The sequence below is a fragment of the Ruegeria sp. CDSA079 genome (assembly GCF_059612245.1).
In genome coordinates, this window is the sequence record NZ_JBXWQF010000019.1 from 1 (window position 1) to 16,585 (window position 16,585).

At 55.5% G+C, this 16,585-nt stretch carries 17 protein-coding genes; 5 read left to right on the top strand and 12 right to left on the bottom strand.

Annotation, left to right across the window (positions count from 1 at the left end; all coding sequences use genetic code 11):
- Positions 1 to 26: 26 nt before the first annotated feature.
- The gene (locus AC2FJZ_RS17210) at positions 27 to 794 is read right to left on the bottom strand and encodes a DUF1254 domain-containing protein (RefSeq protein WP_496779147.1); all 768 of its coding nucleotides are present in this window, start codon (positions 792 to 794) and stop codon (positions 27 to 29) included.
- 32 nt (positions 795 to 826) lie between these two features.
- Positions 827 to 2,257, bottom strand: a complete 1,431-nt coding sequence (locus tag AC2FJZ_RS17215) for a DUF1214 domain-containing protein (protein ID WP_496779149.1) — start codon at positions 2,255 to 2,257, stop codon at positions 827 to 829.
- Positions 2,258 to 2,380: 123 nt separating this feature from the next.
- Here AC2FJZ_RS17215 and AC2FJZ_RS17220 point away from each other — a divergent pair, with 123 nt between their 5' ends.
- Positions 2,381 to 3,382, top strand: a complete 1,002-nt coding sequence (locus tag AC2FJZ_RS17220) for an AraC family transcriptional regulator (protein ID WP_496779151.1) — start codon at positions 2,381 to 2,383, stop codon at positions 3,380 to 3,382.
- A 106-nt stretch (positions 3,383 to 3,488) separates the two neighbouring features.
- Here the strand turns inward: AC2FJZ_RS17220 and AC2FJZ_RS17225 are convergent, their stop codons facing one another.
- From AC2FJZ_RS17225 to AC2FJZ_RS17265, 9 genes are read right to left on the bottom strand one after another with little or no spacing between them, the layout of a single operon-like run.
- The gene (locus tag AC2FJZ_RS17225) at positions 3,489 to 3,872 is read right to left on the bottom strand and encodes a nuclear transport factor 2 family protein (RefSeq protein WP_496779153.1); all 384 of its coding nucleotides are present in this window, start codon (positions 3,870 to 3,872) and stop codon (positions 3,489 to 3,491) included.
- Between the two features lie 10 nt (positions 3,873 to 3,882).
- Complete coding sequence (locus AC2FJZ_RS17230; protein ID WP_496779155.1) at positions 3,883 to 5,328, bottom strand: aldehyde dehydrogenase; 1,446 nt, start codon at positions 5,326 to 5,328, stop codon at positions 3,883 to 3,885.
- A gap of 19 nt (positions 5,329 to 5,347) precedes the next feature.
- Positions 5,348 to 6,127, bottom strand: coding sequence for a coniferyl-alcohol dehydrogenase (locus AC2FJZ_RS17235; protein WP_496779157.1), 780 nt, complete (start codon positions 6,125 to 6,127; stop codon positions 5,348 to 5,350).
- Positions 6,128 to 6,141: 14 nt separating this feature from the next.
- Positions 6,142 to 7,137, bottom strand: coding sequence for a branched-chain amino acid ABC transporter permease (locus AC2FJZ_RS17240; protein ID WP_496779159.1), 996 nt, complete (start codon positions 7,135 to 7,137; stop codon positions 6,142 to 6,144).
- Complete coding sequence (locus tag AC2FJZ_RS17245; RefSeq protein WP_496779161.1) at positions 7,134 to 8,033, bottom strand: branched-chain amino acid ABC transporter permease; 900 nt, start codon at positions 8,031 to 8,033, stop codon at positions 7,134 to 7,136. The genes AC2FJZ_RS17240 and AC2FJZ_RS17245 overlap by 4 nt, the downstream gene beginning before the upstream one ends.
- Entirely contained in the window at positions 8,030 to 8,746 is a 717-nt protein-coding gene (locus AC2FJZ_RS17250) for an ABC transporter ATP-binding protein (protein ID WP_496779163.1), read from the bottom strand. The genes AC2FJZ_RS17245 and AC2FJZ_RS17250 overlap by 4 nt, the downstream gene beginning before the upstream one ends.
- Complete coding sequence (locus tag AC2FJZ_RS17255) at positions 8,743 to 9,432, bottom strand: ABC transporter ATP-binding protein (RefSeq protein WP_496779165.1); 690 nt, start codon at positions 9,430 to 9,432, stop codon at positions 8,743 to 8,745. Before AC2FJZ_RS17255 ends, AC2FJZ_RS17250 begins: the two co-directional genes overlap by 4 nt.
- 50 nt (positions 9,433 to 9,482) lie before the next feature.
- Positions 9,483 to 10,769 carry an ABC transporter substrate-binding protein gene (locus AC2FJZ_RS17260; protein WP_496779167.1) on the bottom strand — a complete coding sequence of 429 codons (1,287 nt, stop codon included), beginning with the start codon at positions 10,767 to 10,769 and terminating at the stop codon, positions 9,483 to 9,485.
- Positions 10,770 to 10,802: 33 nt separating this feature from the next.
- Positions 10,803 to 12,224, bottom strand: a complete 1,422-nt coding sequence (locus AC2FJZ_RS17265) for an aldehyde dehydrogenase family protein (protein WP_496779168.1) — start codon at positions 12,222 to 12,224, stop codon at positions 10,803 to 10,805.
- Positions 12,225 to 12,336: 112 nt separating this feature from the next.
- Between AC2FJZ_RS17265 and AC2FJZ_RS17270 the strand changes: the two genes are divergently transcribed.
- Positions 12,337 to 13,200, top strand: a complete 864-nt coding sequence (locus AC2FJZ_RS17270; protein WP_496779170.1) for an AraC family transcriptional regulator — start codon at positions 12,337 to 12,339, stop codon at positions 13,198 to 13,200.
- 15 nt (positions 13,201 to 13,215) lie between these two features.
- Here the strand turns inward: AC2FJZ_RS17270 and pcaQ are convergent, their stop codons facing one another.
- The gene (gene pcaQ, locus AC2FJZ_RS17275) at positions 13,216 to 14,136 is read right to left on the bottom strand and encodes a pca operon transcription factor PcaQ (protein WP_496779172.1); all 921 of its coding nucleotides are present in this window, start codon (positions 14,134 to 14,136) and stop codon (positions 13,216 to 13,218) included.
- 98 nt (positions 14,137 to 14,234) lie between these two features.
- Here pcaQ and pobA point away from each other — a divergent pair, with 98 nt between their 5' ends.
- Genes pobA through pcaC form a run of 3 tightly spaced genes read left to right on the top strand, consistent with a single transcriptional unit; the run spans position 14,235 to position 16,563 of the window.
- Entirely contained in the window at positions 14,235 to 15,404 is a 1,170-nt protein-coding gene (gene pobA, locus AC2FJZ_RS17280) for a 4-hydroxybenzoate 3-monooxygenase (RefSeq protein ID WP_496779174.1), read from the top strand.
- Entirely contained in the window at positions 15,404 to 16,189 is a 786-nt protein-coding gene (gene pcaD / locus AC2FJZ_RS17285) for a 3-oxoadipate enol-lactonase (RefSeq protein WP_496779175.1), read from the top strand. The genes pobA and pcaD overlap by 1 nt, the downstream gene beginning before the upstream one ends.
- Positions 16,186 to 16,563: a 4-carboxymuconolactone decarboxylase gene (gene pcaC, locus AC2FJZ_RS17290; protein ID WP_496779177.1), complete on the top strand. Its 378-nt coding sequence runs from the start codon at positions 16,186 to 16,188 to the stop codon at positions 16,561 to 16,563. The genes pcaD and pcaC overlap by 4 nt, the downstream gene beginning before the upstream one ends.
- Positions 16,564 to 16,585 lie beyond the last annotated feature (22 nt).

Genomic DNA, 16,585 nt, shown 5'->3' on the forward strand with positions numbered 1-16,585 from the left:
TTTCGACTGATAATACCGAAAGTCATTCACCCGCAGCATCTGACCTCGTCAACAGCCAAAAGTATGCAACAGATCCCGTTGATGAAGGTCTCTTCCGGCGGATTGGCCGCCTCGTCAAGGGAATAGATGTTCAACTCGGCCTTGATCTCGGCGACGGGGCCTTCGGTTCCACCATCCGCTTCCGGAGAACGTCGCAGCAGCAACCAATGCTCATTGGTCTTGGTTCGAAGCTCGAAATACCCTTCCGGGACTTCCGTCTCATCGTCATTGTGAATGAGAAGGTATTTCCCGCCCTCTCCCTTGTCAGGACCCAAAGCTCCGATATCGGTCACGTATTCAAAGGCAGCATCGTCCAGAAGTCCGAGCAATCCGGGAGGAATGTCGATGACGACCGGACCCTCCGAAACATCAACGTTGGCACCGATGTATATCGTGGTCGTATTCGGCGTCAGCCAGATCGACCGTGCATCCATGAGCGTCTCGGTAATTACGATGTCGTTTGGCCGAGCGCCGACCTCTTCATAGCCCTGAAACATCGCCCGCAAGGAGGCGATTTTCATCCCGTCCAGAAAGGCTGTGGTGGCTCGGATCAAGTCGAGATTGTCGAATACCTTCTCGACGGTCTCCGGCGATGGCATTCCGTCGAAGAATTCCAGTTTGCCCAGCGTCTTCGTCGCAACCTCATCTGGTGTAATGACGCTTTCGGGCACATCAGTGGCGAACTCTGGCGCGGCGTGGACGGTGAAAGCGAAAGCTGCGGTCAGGACCGTTGCGGTAAGTAGTATGCTTTTCACGTGACTTTTCTCCTGACGGAAATCTAAACGGATCAATTGACCTTGATGACGTCGGGCAGCTTCCAACCGCTCTCTATCCAACCTTCCGACGGGCCGTAGAGGCGGAAGAGCAGAAAGAAATCTTCACCAGTCGGTATCCAGTTGCTTTCCATCCCTTCAGGTGCCCGAGGTGCGAAGTAGACATCGACCGAACCATCTTCATTCTTCTGCATATCAGGGAGATCGGGCGTTGCGAGGCCAACCCGTTCGTTGCCTTTAACAAAGCCCTTTGTTTTCATGCTGTAGACGATCACTGACCAGAAATCTTCGGCGGGTGTATCCGCGGGAACATTGAGCTTGTAAGTATCTTTTCCGTTCAGCATGCCGCCCTCGCTGTCGGAAAGTCCGGTCAGATAGAATGTGCCGCCGCCCAGCTTCTTGGGGAGGTAGGTAATCCATGAATAGGAACCGCCAGCACGGTCGTCCACCAGAACCATGTCCTCCGTCACATAAGGAAAGCCCGCTTCGGGCTGACCATCTGCGAAGGCCCAGACGCCCCACTTGCGATCCTCCCAGAGTGAAACGACCGAACGTGTAACAAAATGCTCCTGCATGGTATCATAGGCGCATTGCAGCCCGTCCAGCATTGCAGCCTGCATTTCTTCGCCCGGCTCGAACGGCGCACCCCGAACCATGCCCAAGGACGCGAGCATCCCCATCATCACCTTGTCCTGTTCCAGAACAGGTTCGCGCTGGATCACCGTGTTCATGTCCTCAAAAAAGGTCATGTCATATACGGGCAGTGTGTTGATCGGGTTTTCCTTCACATCAATGAACGTGGTCAGAGACGGGTCTTCGGCCTTTGAAAGAGGATAGACCTGAAGCGTCTGCGCATAGGTTGCCTGATCTTCGCTCGTGCCTCCGTCCTTGGCGACCGGCCTGAACGCGAAATGGACGCCGTAGGTGTTCGATTGATAGACATAATAACCGTCCGTCGGGAGTTCACCTTCATATCCAGGCGGCACGATGAGGTACTTCCCGCCCTCACCCGCATCATCACCGGACGTGCCGACATCGGCCAAAGGAACCTGCCATGCGTTCGTGATTGTCCCGAAGAAAGCAGCTTTGTCGCCAGCGGGTGGTACATCGATGACCACAGGTTCCTCGACCGCGTACCCGCCGCCGAACACATAAGGCGTAACGTCATTGGCCGTCAGAAAGCCGTGCCGACTATCCATCGGTTCGCTCATGTAGGCAATCACGCCATGGTCAGCCCCAGCGTCACGCTGAATCGCCAACTCGATATCGTAAACCCCAACCGCAGGCATCGCCCAGATCGCTGCCTCGCAGGCCCGTCGCACGACGGTATCGCGAGCGATATCCGACATCTCGGCTGCCGCAGGCCCCGAATAGAGCACTGCAACCAGTCCCCCAGCCAGCATATAGTTGACCGAACGGGTCTTCAGTTTCGCTGCCAAAGCCATCGGCGTCTCTCCTTCCTGAACATGTCGCATTGGAGAGTTAGATTGCCAAATCACATGCAAATATGTGTATCATTTCACGACACATTACGGATTCAGTGCGCATATATGCCAATAATTGCCCCGATGATCTCAGCCAAGGCGCTCGGCACCATGCCGCAGTTTGCGATTGAGACATGTGGCCAGAAGCCATTGGAGCGGGCAATGGCACGTGCGGGGCTGCCGCACCATTTTATCGACAAGCGCGAAGGTTACATTCCGAAATACGCTCTCGCGACGTTCATTCATGAGGTCGGTCATGCCGCCGGGCAGGAGAGTATCGGCCTGCTCTGGGCACCGCACCTTACGGTTTTGGATTACGGTGCCTGGGGAGGCTACGTTTTGTCAGCGCCAAATCTTGGGGCCGCTCTGGCACGTACGGCAAAAGCGATCTCTTACCATTCCAGCGCCGACAAGATCGACTTTCAGGTGCGGGGGCCTCGCGCATGGTATGGTTACCGCTTCGGGTTGAAGAAGCACACTGCCTACACCGACATTGCCTTCTCTGCCGTCGGCGTCTTTATGAGTGTGTTCCGGCGGTATCTCGGCTTGGATTGGGTGCCGGAGCGGCTTCTTATCGATACCGAAATGCCTGTCGGCGGACATCAGGCAAACGAGGTTTTCGGATGTCCGGTCCTCTGGAATCAACACGCTCTCGGAATTGTCTTTTTGAGCGATTTGTTGCGATCTCCCGCAACAGATCCGAACCCAGCTATAACGATTGAGGACGTTGCCCGAGAGAGGGCGGGCGGGCCCCCCAGCACACTTTTCGATAAGGTTGCATCCGTGGTTCGACTACAACTCGACGAAGGGTCAATTTCTGTCGAACGAACCGCAAGGAGCCTCGATATCAGTGCGCGAACCTTGCAACGAGGATTGATGTTGGACGGGTGCACATTTCGCGACATCGTAAATCTGTCTCGGATCGACCGTGCAAAGGAATTGCTCCGACATGGCGGCGTGCCAGTTTCTTCCATCGCATTCGACCTTGGGTATTCGACACCTAACAACTTCAGCCGAGCTTTTAAGTCACAAACCGGTCTATCTCCCAGGCAGTACGCGAGGGTACACAACGTTGAAGTCACGTAGTTTGGACAAGTACCTTTGCGTCCCGACAACGATGAATAGAACACTTCAAATTTCTAGCATTGTCTGACCTCAGCACCAATTCACTTTCAAACGGGACCACTGGCACTCAGAACATGCCATTGTCGTGTTTGCTGGTCTTGGGAATGACCTGCAGCACATCCCAGTGCTCAACAATCTTGCCGTTGTCGTCCAGCTGGAAAATGTCGATCCCTGCATACTCAAGGTTGTCTGGCCAGATTTGGCGGCAGTGCAGAACCACCAGATTACCTTCGGCGACCGAGCGTTTAATTTCTACGCGCTTGCCGGGATAATCGCGTGCCATTTCTTCAAAATAGGAAATGAAGCCCTCTTTGCCCGACACAACCTCGGGATTGTGCTGGATATAGTCGTCTCCGACATAGGTCTCAATCGCTTCCCGCGGCTTGCAGTCGTTGAACATCATTTCATAGAACGCTGCGACATTGCTCTTGTTCGCTTCAAGATTTGGCATGGTAACTTCCTCAGAACGGGTAATGCTGATGCGGGTCCTCGATTGTCACCCAGCGAATTGACGTGAATGCATCTACAGCTGCTTTACCACCAAACCGACCATAGCCAGAATCCTTGACACCCCCAAACGGCATCTGGGCCTCATCGCCCACGGTGGGGCCATTGATGTGGCAAATTCCGCTTTCGATCCGATCCGCGACGGACATTGCGCGCTGGATGTCCGAGCCATAGACCGACGCCGAAAGACCATATGCGGTATCGTTGGCGATGCGGATCGCTTCCTCGTCATCCTTTACGCGTATGATCGGTTTTACCGGGCCGAAGCTCTCTTCAGCGTAAACAGTCATGTCGGATGATACGCCGTCGATCAAAGTCGCTTCGACAATCGAACCATTGCGGCCGCCACCCGCGATGACCTTCCCGCCCTTGGCGGTCGCATCTGCAATGATCTTGTCCATTTTCTCGGCGGCCTCAGGAGTGACAAGAGATCCCAGAACAACCTGGTCGCGCGGATTGCCGGCTGGCAGTGCATTTGCCTTTGCAGCGAAGGCCTCAATGAACTTGTCCGCAATGCCCTCATGCACGATGATGCGTTCGGTCGACATGCAAATCTGACCCTGATTCATGAACGCCCCAAAGGCGGCACCGTTGACAGCTCCTTCGATGTCCGCATCATCCAGCACAATCATCGGTGCCTTTCCGCCCAGTTCCAGCAGAACCGGCTTCAGATTCTCGGCAGCCTTCTGCGCAATGATGCGCCCTACGCCGGTTGATCCTGTGAAGTTGATATGGCGAACTTCCGGCGCGGCGATTAACGCGGCGACGATGTCCGCGGCATCTTCCGGTGCGTTGGTGATTACATTCAACACACCATCCGGGAAACCCGCCTGACGGAACGCCTCTCCAATCGCAAGGTGAGTCGCAGGGCACATCTCGGATGCTTTCAAAATCGCGGTGTTGCCACAGGCGATGGCCATTGCGACGGCGCGTGTTCCCAGTATGATTGGCGCATTCCAGGGCGCGATGCCAAGGCAGACCCCCAGGGGTTTGCGTTGTGCCATCGAAAGGGTGCCTGGCTTGTTGGACGGGATGATCTCTCCGGTGATCTGCGTCGTCATCGAAGCCGCCTCGCGCAGCATACCCGCCGCCAGCATACAATTGAATCCGGTCCAGGGGGCGGTTGCACCAGTTTCCTCTGTCGCGGTGGCAATAATCCCGGACGCCATGTCTTCGAGCACATCTGCAGCCTTTAGTAAAAGCTCGCGACGTTCTGCCGGGCTGGTTCTTGACCAGGCGGGAAAGGCTTCACCTGCGGCCTTGGCTGCCGCCTGTGCATCCGCAACTGAAGCCGCAGGAGCAGTGGTTGCGACTTCACCTGTCACCGGGTCGCGCCGCTCGTAGACACGCCCATCCTTTGCGGCGATGTCAGCACCGCCGATCAACATTGAAATTGTCATTTTGAATGCTCCTGAAGCCTTACGAAATTTCGTTAGATGTCGCATCGATATGAGCCCGCATACCTCCGTCGCAGGCTATATTGACACCACGCAGCCACACCGACCCATCGGACAACAAGAATTCAACAACCGGTGCGATGTCCTGAGGCGTTCCCGGGCGATCCATAATTTTCATGTCCTCTTCGGCCCGCTCACCCAGGGTTTCGAGAAAATCGCCAAGGATCGGAGTATCGACAGGCCCGGGGCTGACAGAGTTCATGCGGATACCACGGTCACGCCACGTCCAGCGATTTTCATGGGTCCAGGCCACCAGTGCCTGTTTACTGAAGAAATAGCTATTTTCAGCTGTGATCCCGTTGTTAGCGCAGAAATCGCCAACACCGGCATGATCCAGATTGGCCACCGCCTGAATTTTTGCAACCTCGCTTTCCCAACCAATCCCCGCCAGCGAGGCAAGGTTCACGATCGAGGCGTTGTCGGCGAGGCTGTCAACCAAACCAAGTGTCAGGCGTTTAAGTGCCACCAGATTGACTGCAATCACGACCTCAACCGGTGCGGTCGGTGGCACACCTGCGATGTTTGCCAGCCCGTCGGCTTTTTCGCTCTTCAGCTCTTTGATCAGCGCGTCAAGTGCGGCCTCATCAGTCAGATCTACTTGGTGAAACGCGTCCACTTCGACCATTGGAGTGTTGCGGTCAACACCGATGACTGTTGCACCCTGAGCCTTTAGAACGCGGGCAGTTTCTTCGCCTATACCCGACGCTACGCCGGTGACGATGATTTTCTTTCCTGTCAACATCAGGTTTTCTCCCATTAGGGTTTGCGATTAACGATATATCCGGTAGGGATGGCCTCCCCCGGCAGACGAGGGCCAATCCACCCCCAAAGACCATTCGGCAAGAACAGGGCGAACAGCACCGCAATGGCTCCCAACGCAACGAGGTACCAGGCGCCGTAGGCTCCGAACCAGGTCTCGATTAGGAAGAATAACACCGCGCCGATAATGGCGCCTTCGACCCTGCCCAGACCGCCAACGAGCACCATGAACAGCATGTAAGCAGTCCAGTGCACGCCAAAGAAAGCGCGCGGCTGAAAATTTGAGGCAGATGCCAGCCACAACGCACCCGCGGCCGCCGTGCCAGCAGCTGCAAGCACAAACACGATCCTTTTGGTCCGCATCACATTTACGCCGATGGACCGCGCGCCAAGTTCGTCATCCCGAATGGCGGTAATGGCAGCCCCCATGCGTGACCTCAACAGCACGATCAGTGCAACAAAAATGGTAATCGTCACGGCCAGTGCCAGCCATAACGTGATCGCAGAGCGGGTCTGGATATCATAGACATTCATCTGGATCAGCGAGATCCCTGTTTCGCCCTGAATGAGCGGATCGAGGTTCACACAAAGATGTGCCAGCGATGACAGAACCCACATACCAATTGCGAACTCACCATCTTTCAGAGTGAGCATGAACAGCGACGTTACCCAACCCAACCCGGCCCCAAGAACGATCGATGCCAAAATAGCCAAGTATGGGTCCAAACCTGCGTTCGACAGTCGGATGGTCGTATAAGCGGCAAACCCAAAAAACAGCGTCTGTCCGATCGAGACAAGCCCGGCAAAACCAGCAAGCGCATTCCACATGACGGCCAGAAGGATGTAGACCAAAAGAGCCACGGCGCGACCTGCGCCTCCGACACCCAACACAAAGGGAACAACAGCCATCATAATTGCCGCGATGACGAGCAGCGCCATTGTCATGCGCGCCGTTGGGCCACCGCGCGTAACAGTCAGATGAGAAGAGGTCATGCCGTTACTCCTTTTCGGTTCAGGCCCAATAGGGTTTTGATGTTGAATGATCCTCCACGAAGCCGGATAAATACGGCCGCTAGGAACGCGAGATGCCCACCGATCAGGAATCCTTGCGGGTGGATCATGGCCGCCAGGGATTGTGCAACGGCCAGGATCATGGCGCCTGCCATAACGCGCCACAGCGACCCCAGGCCACCGATTACCACAGCTTCAAAGGCAAACAGCAACTGAGCTGATCCCCCATAGGGTCCCCAGGCGCTGCGCAATCCCATTGCGGTGGCAGCTATCACACCCGTAGCGAGTGCGATTCCAGTCGCAATGGCGGCGGTTCGAGATGTATCAATGCCCAGCAAAGATGCGGTTGCCCGATCCTGACTGACGGCCTGAATGCGATGGCCAAGTGTGGTGTGGCGCAGTATCCACTCCAGCCCTGCAATAACCACAAACGCGGCGATCAGGATGTAGACGCTAAGTTTGCCGATGAAGATGGAACCGGGAAGTTCAAAAGATGCCCAGCTCAGGTCTCCGACCAGCGGCGCCAAAGAAAGACTGTCGGCCCCGAATACCTGAAACATCAAGTTTTCGAGAATGATAGACAATCCAAACGTGGCTAGGATCGGTAAAAGTTCGTCACCTCCGGAAGCGCGCGACAGCACACCGCGGTGCAGGATGATGCCGACACCGAACATGACTACCGCCATGACTACGATCCCGACAGGCAACGGCAGCCCAAAGCTATCGCCAAGAAGCCACAAACCGTAAGCCGCGAGCACGATCAGCGCGCCGTGGGCCAGGTTGATGATGTTCATGACCGAGTACATAAAGGCCAGCCCGGTGGCCAGAACGGCATAGTAACCACCCAGCAGGATGGCAGTGATCAATTGCGAGGTCATTGAGGGCCCCCTTGTTCATGGCCAAAGCTGGCTGACGCGAGCTGTTCCAAGTCGGTGTCATTCGGTTTGGTTTTCAGAGTGACATGGCCTTCGCACATCACGACCAGTTCGTCGGCCAAGGACAGCGCCCTGTTCAGGTCCTGTTCGACAATCAGCAGGGCCAGCCCCATCTCGCGCAGCCTCAGCAATGTCTCATAGGCGAACTCAACGGCAGCCGGAGAAAGGCCCAGTGACACTTCGTCCAGCATGATTGCGACCGGGTCTCCCATCAGGGCGCGCCCGATGGCCACCGCTTGCTGTTCACCACCCGACAGTTTGCCGGCCGGTGACCGGTCCAGTTTGGCAAGGTTGGGAAATGCTTCGTAAATGGCCTCGATGTTCCACGGCCCTTCCCGCGATGTAGACGTGCCCAGCATCAGGTTTTCACGGACGCTCATTTTCGGGAACAGCCTGCGCCCCTCGGGAACAAGTGAAAGACCCGAACGAGCGCGGTGATGGGCTGACAGGTTCGAAACATCCACTCCAAACAGAACCACGCGGCCCGACGCCGCCTTGTGATCACCCGCGACCGAACGCAAAAACGTAGTCTTTCCTGCACCATTGGCGCCAAGCAGGAACATCATTTCACCGGGGCGCACCGAAAGCGACACCCCGTGAACCGCTTTCAACTGTCCATGATTTGCATGGATATCTTGTATCTCAAGGGTACTCATGCGGCGGCTCCGAAATAAGCAACCTGAACTTCTGGCGCATTGACCACTTCCTGCGGATCGCCGTCGGCCAGCACCTGGCCCTCGGCCATACAGACCAGCCGCGTGCAGGTTTCCAGAAGAAGGCGCATGATATGTTCGATCCACACGATAGTTACCCCACGCGCATGGATGGACTTGACCAAAGCAACCAATGCGTCGCCTTCGGTATCGGTCAAACCCCCACCTATCTCATCGAGCAATAAAACCTTGGGATCCGTGGCCAAAGCGCGGCTTAACTCCAACCTTTTGCGATCCAGCAGCCCCAGCGTTTCAGCGGGCCGGTTGGCAACATGGGCCAATCCTGTCTCTTCAAGCACGGCCCAGGCTTCGTCAATCGGATCCTCGGCGTGGGTTGTGCGGCCGTGGTTCACGGCCACCAACACATTTTCGAACACTGTCATATGGCTGAAAGGCTTGGGAACCTGATGGGTTCGCGCCAATCCGCGATGACAGCGCTCAGCAGTGTCGAGTTGGGTGACGTCCTCTCCCATCAGGTACACACGACCACCCGTTGGGAGGAGAGCACCCGTGAGCAGGTTCATATACGTTGTCTTTCCCGCACCGTTTGGGCCGAGAATTCCAACGATCTCACCGCTCTCGAGATTGAGTGAAATGTCGTCAAGCACCTTGTATTCTCCAAAGGACATTGCAATTCCCTCGGAACGTAAAATTGATAAAGAGGACGTCATATCGGGCCTCATGCGTTATAGGGACGCAATTCGCCCGTTACCGGAACATTGGTGTCGGTGGCATTTTCGGTGATCACATAGTCAAAGCTGTGTTTGCCACCTTCAGAAGCCTGCCATTGCGTTCCAATGATTGGACCATTGGCGACGTTTTTAACCGGACCAGAGTTGAAATCGACTACGCCACCGATGCTTTCGGCTCTGAGATTTGGCAGCGCTTCTGCGACCGCGTCCTTATCCTTCGGATTGCCCGCTGCGGTCAGAGCTGCCATGGCAACGTCGATGGCCGACAGTGAGGCACCAAGCTGTTGGGTCCACTGCTTGCCAGAGGCTGCTTCGTAGCCATCGCACAATTCCGCCCCGGTCAGGCCAGTCGTCGGCGAGGTGTAGGGGAAATCACGGTGCCAGTAGCAAGCCGAAGACATGTTGTTGCCCAGGCCGCCAAGTGCCTCGATGTCCGAGGGAAACAGACCAGTCTTGGCAAGTTGCACAATCTTGACCTGACGGTGGAGACCCTGCTGAGCCGCCTGCCTCCAGAATGCGGCGAAATCCGGTGGGATCGGGAAGGTGTTAAAGATCTCCACACCTTCTTCGCGGAACAAACGGATTTGCTGCGAGTAATCGGTCGTTCCGGTTTCATAAGCGCCCGGATCGATGATTGTATAGCCCGCTTCTGCCAGTTTAGGGGCAAGAACTGCTCGAATAGCATTGCCGTCGGCGTCGTTTGGATACATCACGCCAACTTTTTTATTGGTATCCATCAAATCCCATTGGGAAATATAGGCCTGATAAAATTCATCCACACCGAAGCCGAAGTGGTAGGAATACTTGAATGGCGACGGCTCGCCCGGTTGCGCACCACGACCAAAGTACCAGGCCTCCCAGGGCATCACGGTCGAGATGCAGGGCACGCCGGACGCTTCGCAGGCATCGGAAACCGGATTGATGGTTTCTGGCGTGGACACAGCGACCATGATGTCAACGCCATCATTATTGATCAGGTCACGCGCCAGTTGACCTGCGCGGGCCGGGTCTGATTGAGTGTCACGATTGAGAATTTCAACGGCATAGCCCTGGCCATTGATCGTCACGCCCGCGGCCAGAGCCTCGCGCGCCCGTTCTAGTACGTATCCATCAGTCTGGCCAAAACCTGCAAGTGGTCCGGAAACCGGGCTGATAAATCCGACCTTCAGAGATGTTGATGATTGGGCCAGCGCCTGACCTCGGCCCAATGCAAAACTGCCAAAGGCGGCCCCCGCACCCATAAGTAGATTGCGGCGTGAAAGGTCAAAGGTCATTGCTTTTTCTCCCGTTTCCATTGAGATTTCCTGTCAAGGTGAACTCTTGCTGGTGATCCAACGGAGTTCGGTGAATTCGTCCAACGCCCAGCGACCGCCAAAGCGGCCATAACCGCTGGCCTTGACACCGCCGAACGGGGCATGGGGGTTGTCATCGATCGTGGGGCTGTTGATGTGGCAGATGCCGGTCTGAATACGCCTGGCGATGTTTTCCGCGCGTTTGATGTCGCTGCCAAATACTGCCGAAGACAGGCCATATTCACTGTCATTGGCGACAGTAACTGCCTCCAGGTCGTTACGGACGCGCGTCACCGAAAGGATCGGACCAAAAACTTCTTCCTGGTAAAGCCGCATCTCGGGTTCGACATGGTCTACAAGTGCAGGCTCAAAAAAGGCACCACGCGCTTGCCCGCCACCTATCAATGTTGCGCCCTTTCCGATTGCATCGCCTATCAGCCCCGAAAGCCGTTCAGCCGCTGCTATACTGATCACCGGACCAACCTGAGTGGTCTCGTCCGTCGGGTTGCCCAGCTTGAGCGCCCGACGCCCCCGCTCAATCTTTTGAACCAGCTCGTCCGCCACAGCATCGCTGACGACAAGGCGTTCAGTGGACATGCAGACCTGCCCCTGATTGACATATGCGCCCCAAAGCGCTGCTTCTGCCGCGGCATCCAGATCAGCATCGTCCAAAACGATCATCACCGCCTGTCCGCCCAATTCCAGAAGGGAACGTTTGAGATGTTTTGCGCAGAGTTCGGCAACCCGCCGCCCAACCCGCGTTGAGCCTGTGAAGTTCACTCGCCGAACAACCGGTGACGCAATCAATGCCTCTACAATCTCCTCGCTGTCTTCTGGACGGGTCAGCAACACACGTGCAACCTCTTCCGGGATACCGCCTGCCAACAGCGTCTCACCGAGCAATCGAAACGTTCCGGGCGCAAACTCGCTACCTTTCAGCAGAATTGTATTGCCGCACAGCAATGGTGCTGCGATGGCTCTGACACCGAGGATCAGCGGTGCATTCCATGGCGCGATCCCCAGGCAGACCCCGCACGGCACTCTTTCCGCGCGGCTGGAATACCCCCTATTGTCCGGAACTGGTTCCATCTGGTTGAACCTGTCTTGATACGATGCAACTTCGCGCAGGATTTCGGCGGCGAATACCACATTATGGCGCGCCCATTCCGCCGGCATCCCCAGTTCCTCAGCCATCGCAATCCGAAAAAGCTCAGCCTTCTCCTCGATTGCGCCAGCAACTGCCTTCAGCAACTGAGCGCGCGTCTGAATTGTCTGCGTTGACCACACCGGAAAGGCAGAAGCAGCCTGCCCTGCAAACCTGCGGCAGTCATTCGCGGTGACAGCCTGCTCAGCGCTCAACTTCTTTCCCGTCGCCGGGTTGATGTGCTCAATTACCGGTGCGTCTTCGAGGTTGGTTATGGTCGATAATGTGGTCATTTACGCGTTACCGGGTATATCCCGGCCTCCCTTGTCATTCATTATGAGCGAAGTATAATATCATTAAATGTAAATATCTGGGCATTTATTGTGATTTTCTGGCGATATACTGATGATTGAACGATACGCTACCATACAGGAAGAGCCTGAGGCCCTTCATGACCGCATGATTCGCCGCCGATTTCCGGATAGCTGTTGCACCCTGCTGTTTCTTGAGCGCGGACAACTGAATTTTGATGAGGCCGGCACAGGGATCTCAGCACCCGCTCTCTGTTTCTGGCCGCAAAATGATCATACGGCGATCAAGCTTGGCGCCGGTTCCCATGCGTGGATTTTCGGGCTGAGTGACACCATCATTCTGGATGCAATCGGGGCAAGATCGGAATCGGTTCACCTCAGAATGCTGATTGAAAAACCATTTCAGGCGCAATTGTCCGATGTGCGCGTATTGGGGCAGGTTGTGGCACTTTGCGATTGGTTGGTGAGCGAAATCAACAACACCAATAATCAGTCCCCGATGTCCATGGCCGCTTTTCTGAGGTTGATGCTCATCGGAGCATTACGGGTCCACAGCCCGCAGTCACAAAACAACAAGGCCGAGCAAACCGATCTCTTGCGCCGGTTTCGACACCTGGTCGAACTGCACTATCGCGATCATTGGCAGGTCACGACTTATGCCGATGATCTCGGCATCGCGTACGACCGATTGCACCGGATCTGTAAACGCGAGACGGGCCGCAGCCCGGCTGAATTGGTGCATGAACGCCTGACCGCCGAAGCAAAGGCCAGACTGGAAAATTCAGGCTTTCCGCTGAAGAAAATTGCGGAAGATCTGGGTTTCCCGGATGCCAGCCGCTTTAGCCACTTTTTCAAGCGACGCACGGATATGTCCCCAGGCGCCTACCGTGCGATTGTTTCTCGCCCTGATGGGGAAGATCTGGGCGAGCTGCGCCGGGGATTTGCAGACTGGCCTTGAAAACGCCTCTTCGCCTCAGGTCTCCAGTCCCATTCTGTCCAGGGCTTTATTGACTGCAATGCCGAAAACCTGTGCCTGAGGGGAGAGTACCTCGTCAGGCCGGTGCATCAACCCCACCGGGCCGCGCGTGATGGACGTGTCAAAGGGCAATGCCACAAGTTTGCCATCCGCTATTTCGTTGGCGACAACCCCCGCCGATATGATCCAGATCGCGTCAGAATGACGGGTGTAGACCCGGCCAAAAGCACCCGACACGGTTTCAATGCGATTTTCGATGTTTCCTACGCCGTGTGCGATCAGGTACCTTTCCACCAAAGGTCGAATGGCTGATCCTTCGGGAGGATAAATCACTTGCCAATCGCCAATTCGTTTTATGTCCGGAGCAGCAAGCAAGGGGTGCCCTGCACGCACTACAAATTGAACGCGCTCTTCATAAAGCTGAGTAAACGATACACCTTGCATTGTTTCCGGCCGCCCCAAGCGCCCAATCACCAAATCCAAATCTCCGATACGAAGACGCTCCATCAGATACCCATGCGGGCCATCCATGATCCGCAGGGTCGAATTGGGCGCCAACTCTGCAAAATCGGCAGCTACTACCGGCATCAGACGAGCGGCGACGGACGGCAAGGCACCCACCGAAAGCCGGGTCTTGCCTTGCACCCCGACCTGCTCAACCCCGGTCAGACCCTGTTGTAGCGCCGCGAGCGACATTTCTGCAAAATGCAGAAACACCTCACCCTGACGCGTCAGTCCGACGCCTGCACGATTGCGCGTTAACAGAGTCGTTCCCATTATATCCTCAAGTTCCTTTAACGTCTTGGATATGGCTGGCTGGGTCAGAAAAAGCTTCTCAGCCGCAATCTTGAAGCTTCTCTCCCGGCAAATTTCGATGAAACACTGAATGTGACGAAACTTGATACGGCGGTCGATCATTTACTTTCCTCTTTTGGAAACTAAATTCGATTTATCTTCATTTTACTTTGCAATTTCAAGCAATCAATATGCTGCTAAGAACTTTCACGGAGGAAACGATGCGTACTCAGGTCGTCATTATCGGCGGTGGCCCGTCCGGGCTTCTTCTTAGTCAGCTACTACATCGCAAGGGTATCGATACGGTCGTATTGGAGCGGAAAACAAAGGACTATGTTCTGGGCCGTATCCGCGCAGGCATTCTGGAGGTCGGCTTTGTTGATCTGATGCGCGAAGCCGGGGTGGCCGAACGTATGGACAAAGAGTGCTTTGTTCACGACGGCACCGTTATTTCGTACGGCGAGTCACAGTTCAGCATAAACTTCAAGGAATTGACAGGTAGCCATGTCGTTGTTTACGGCCAGACCGAAGTTACGCGCGACCTGTACGAAGCGCGAGAAGCGATGGATGGAAAGATTGTCTTCAACACTGAGGACGTCCGGATTCATCAAGCCGACAGTGATGCACCCTATGTAACCTATGTGGTGGACGGAACCGAACACCACATCGACTGTGACTTTGTCGCCGGGTGCGACGGCTTCCACGGTGTGAGCCGTCAAACCATTCCTCTGACCATCCGCAAGGAGTACGAAAAACTGTACCCATTCGGCTGGCTGGGCGTTCTGTCAGAAACACCTCCGGTTAATCATGAACTGATTTATGCCGGTTCGAACCGTGGTTTCGCCCTGTGCTCAATGCGCAATGACAACCTCAGCAGGTATTACATCCAGTGCTCGCTTTCAGATGCGCCCGAGGATTGGACAGACGCCGCCTTCTGGGAGGAGCTCAAACGGCGAATACCAACTGAGTATGCGGAACAGCTGGTTACAGGACCGTCGATCGAGAAATCCATCGCACCACTACGCTCATTCGTGACCGAGCCGATGCGGTGGGGGCGACTGTTCCTTTGTGGTGACGCTGCCCATATCGTTCCGCCGACTGGGGCCAAAGGGTTGAATACCGCGGCAAGTGACATCCATTATCTCTACAATGGGCTTCTTCAGCATTACGAGGAAGGCGACAGTGAAGGCATTGATCGCTACTCGGAAAAAGCATTGGCGCGCATCTGGAAGGCCGAGCGTTTCAGCTGGTCGACTACCAACTTGCTGCACCGCTTCCCGAAGCAGAACGATTTTGACCTAAAAATGCAACAGGCTGACATCGACTTTCTGAGGGAAAACCGCGAGGCCCAATCGGTATTTGCCCAGAACTATGTGGGGCTGCCCTACTGATGCAGGTTGCGGCGCTGGATAAGGTGCGTCTGCACTGGCGTGAGGATGGTGATCCCGACGGTTTTCCTGTCGTATTCGCTAACTCGCTCGGCACCGATCTTCGGCTTTGGGACAAGGTAATTCCACTCTTGCCGAAAGACCTGCGACTGATCCGCTTTGACAATCGAGGGCATGGCTTGTCGGAATGTCCAGCCGAACCATACACAATGGAAATCCTGGCGGATGACGTGGAGGCATTACTGAGTCATCTTGAAGTCCGGGTTTGCGCCTTCGTTGGCCTGTCGATCGGTGGCATGATCGGGCAAGTGCTCGCTGCGCGACGTCCGGATTTGATCCGCGCACTTGTACTGTCCAACACCGCTGTGAAGATGGGCGAGGCGCAGATTTGGAAGAACCGCATTGCCACAATCAATGAAGATGGCATCGAATCCATAGCCGATCAAATCATGGATCGCTGGTTTTGTCCGGAATTTCGCGCCACGAATGAATTGACCGCCTGGCGAAACATGCTGACCCGAACTCCGATTGCGGGTTATCTGGGATGCTGCCACGCGATAGCGGGTACAGATCTGACGCATTCGACTGCAGGGGTCCGCCTTCCGGCTCTGGGCATCGGTGGGTCAGAAGACGGGGCCAGCCCACCGGACATAGTTCGGGCCACTACTGAGCTGATACCAGGCGCCCGATACGTAGAAATACCGGGAGCGGGGCATTTACCCTGTGTGGAGAAACCCGCTGAATTTGCGAAACATTTGACAACATTCTTGAGGGAGCTTCTGGAATGAGTAACCGATACCAAATAGGTATGTCCGTACGCCGGAGAGTGCTGGGCGACGCGCATGTGGATCAGGCCGAAGCCACCAAGACAGAGTTCGAAGAGCCATTCCAGACTCTAATCACCGAAGGTGCGTGGGGAACGGTCTGGGCAAACGATGGGATCAGCGACCGCGAACGGTCGATGCTTACACTGGCACTGCTGGCGGCTTTGGGAAACTTCGAAGAAATCCCCATGCACATCCGCGCTACGGCAAACACCGGTGCAAGTAAACAGGACGTTTTGGAAGCCTTTCAGCATGTGGCCATCTACGCAGGTGTTCCGCGTGCCAATCACGCGCTGAAACTGGCAAAGCAAACTTATGATGAAATGGAACAAGATTGATGGGGAAGCGCGCTCAGACCCC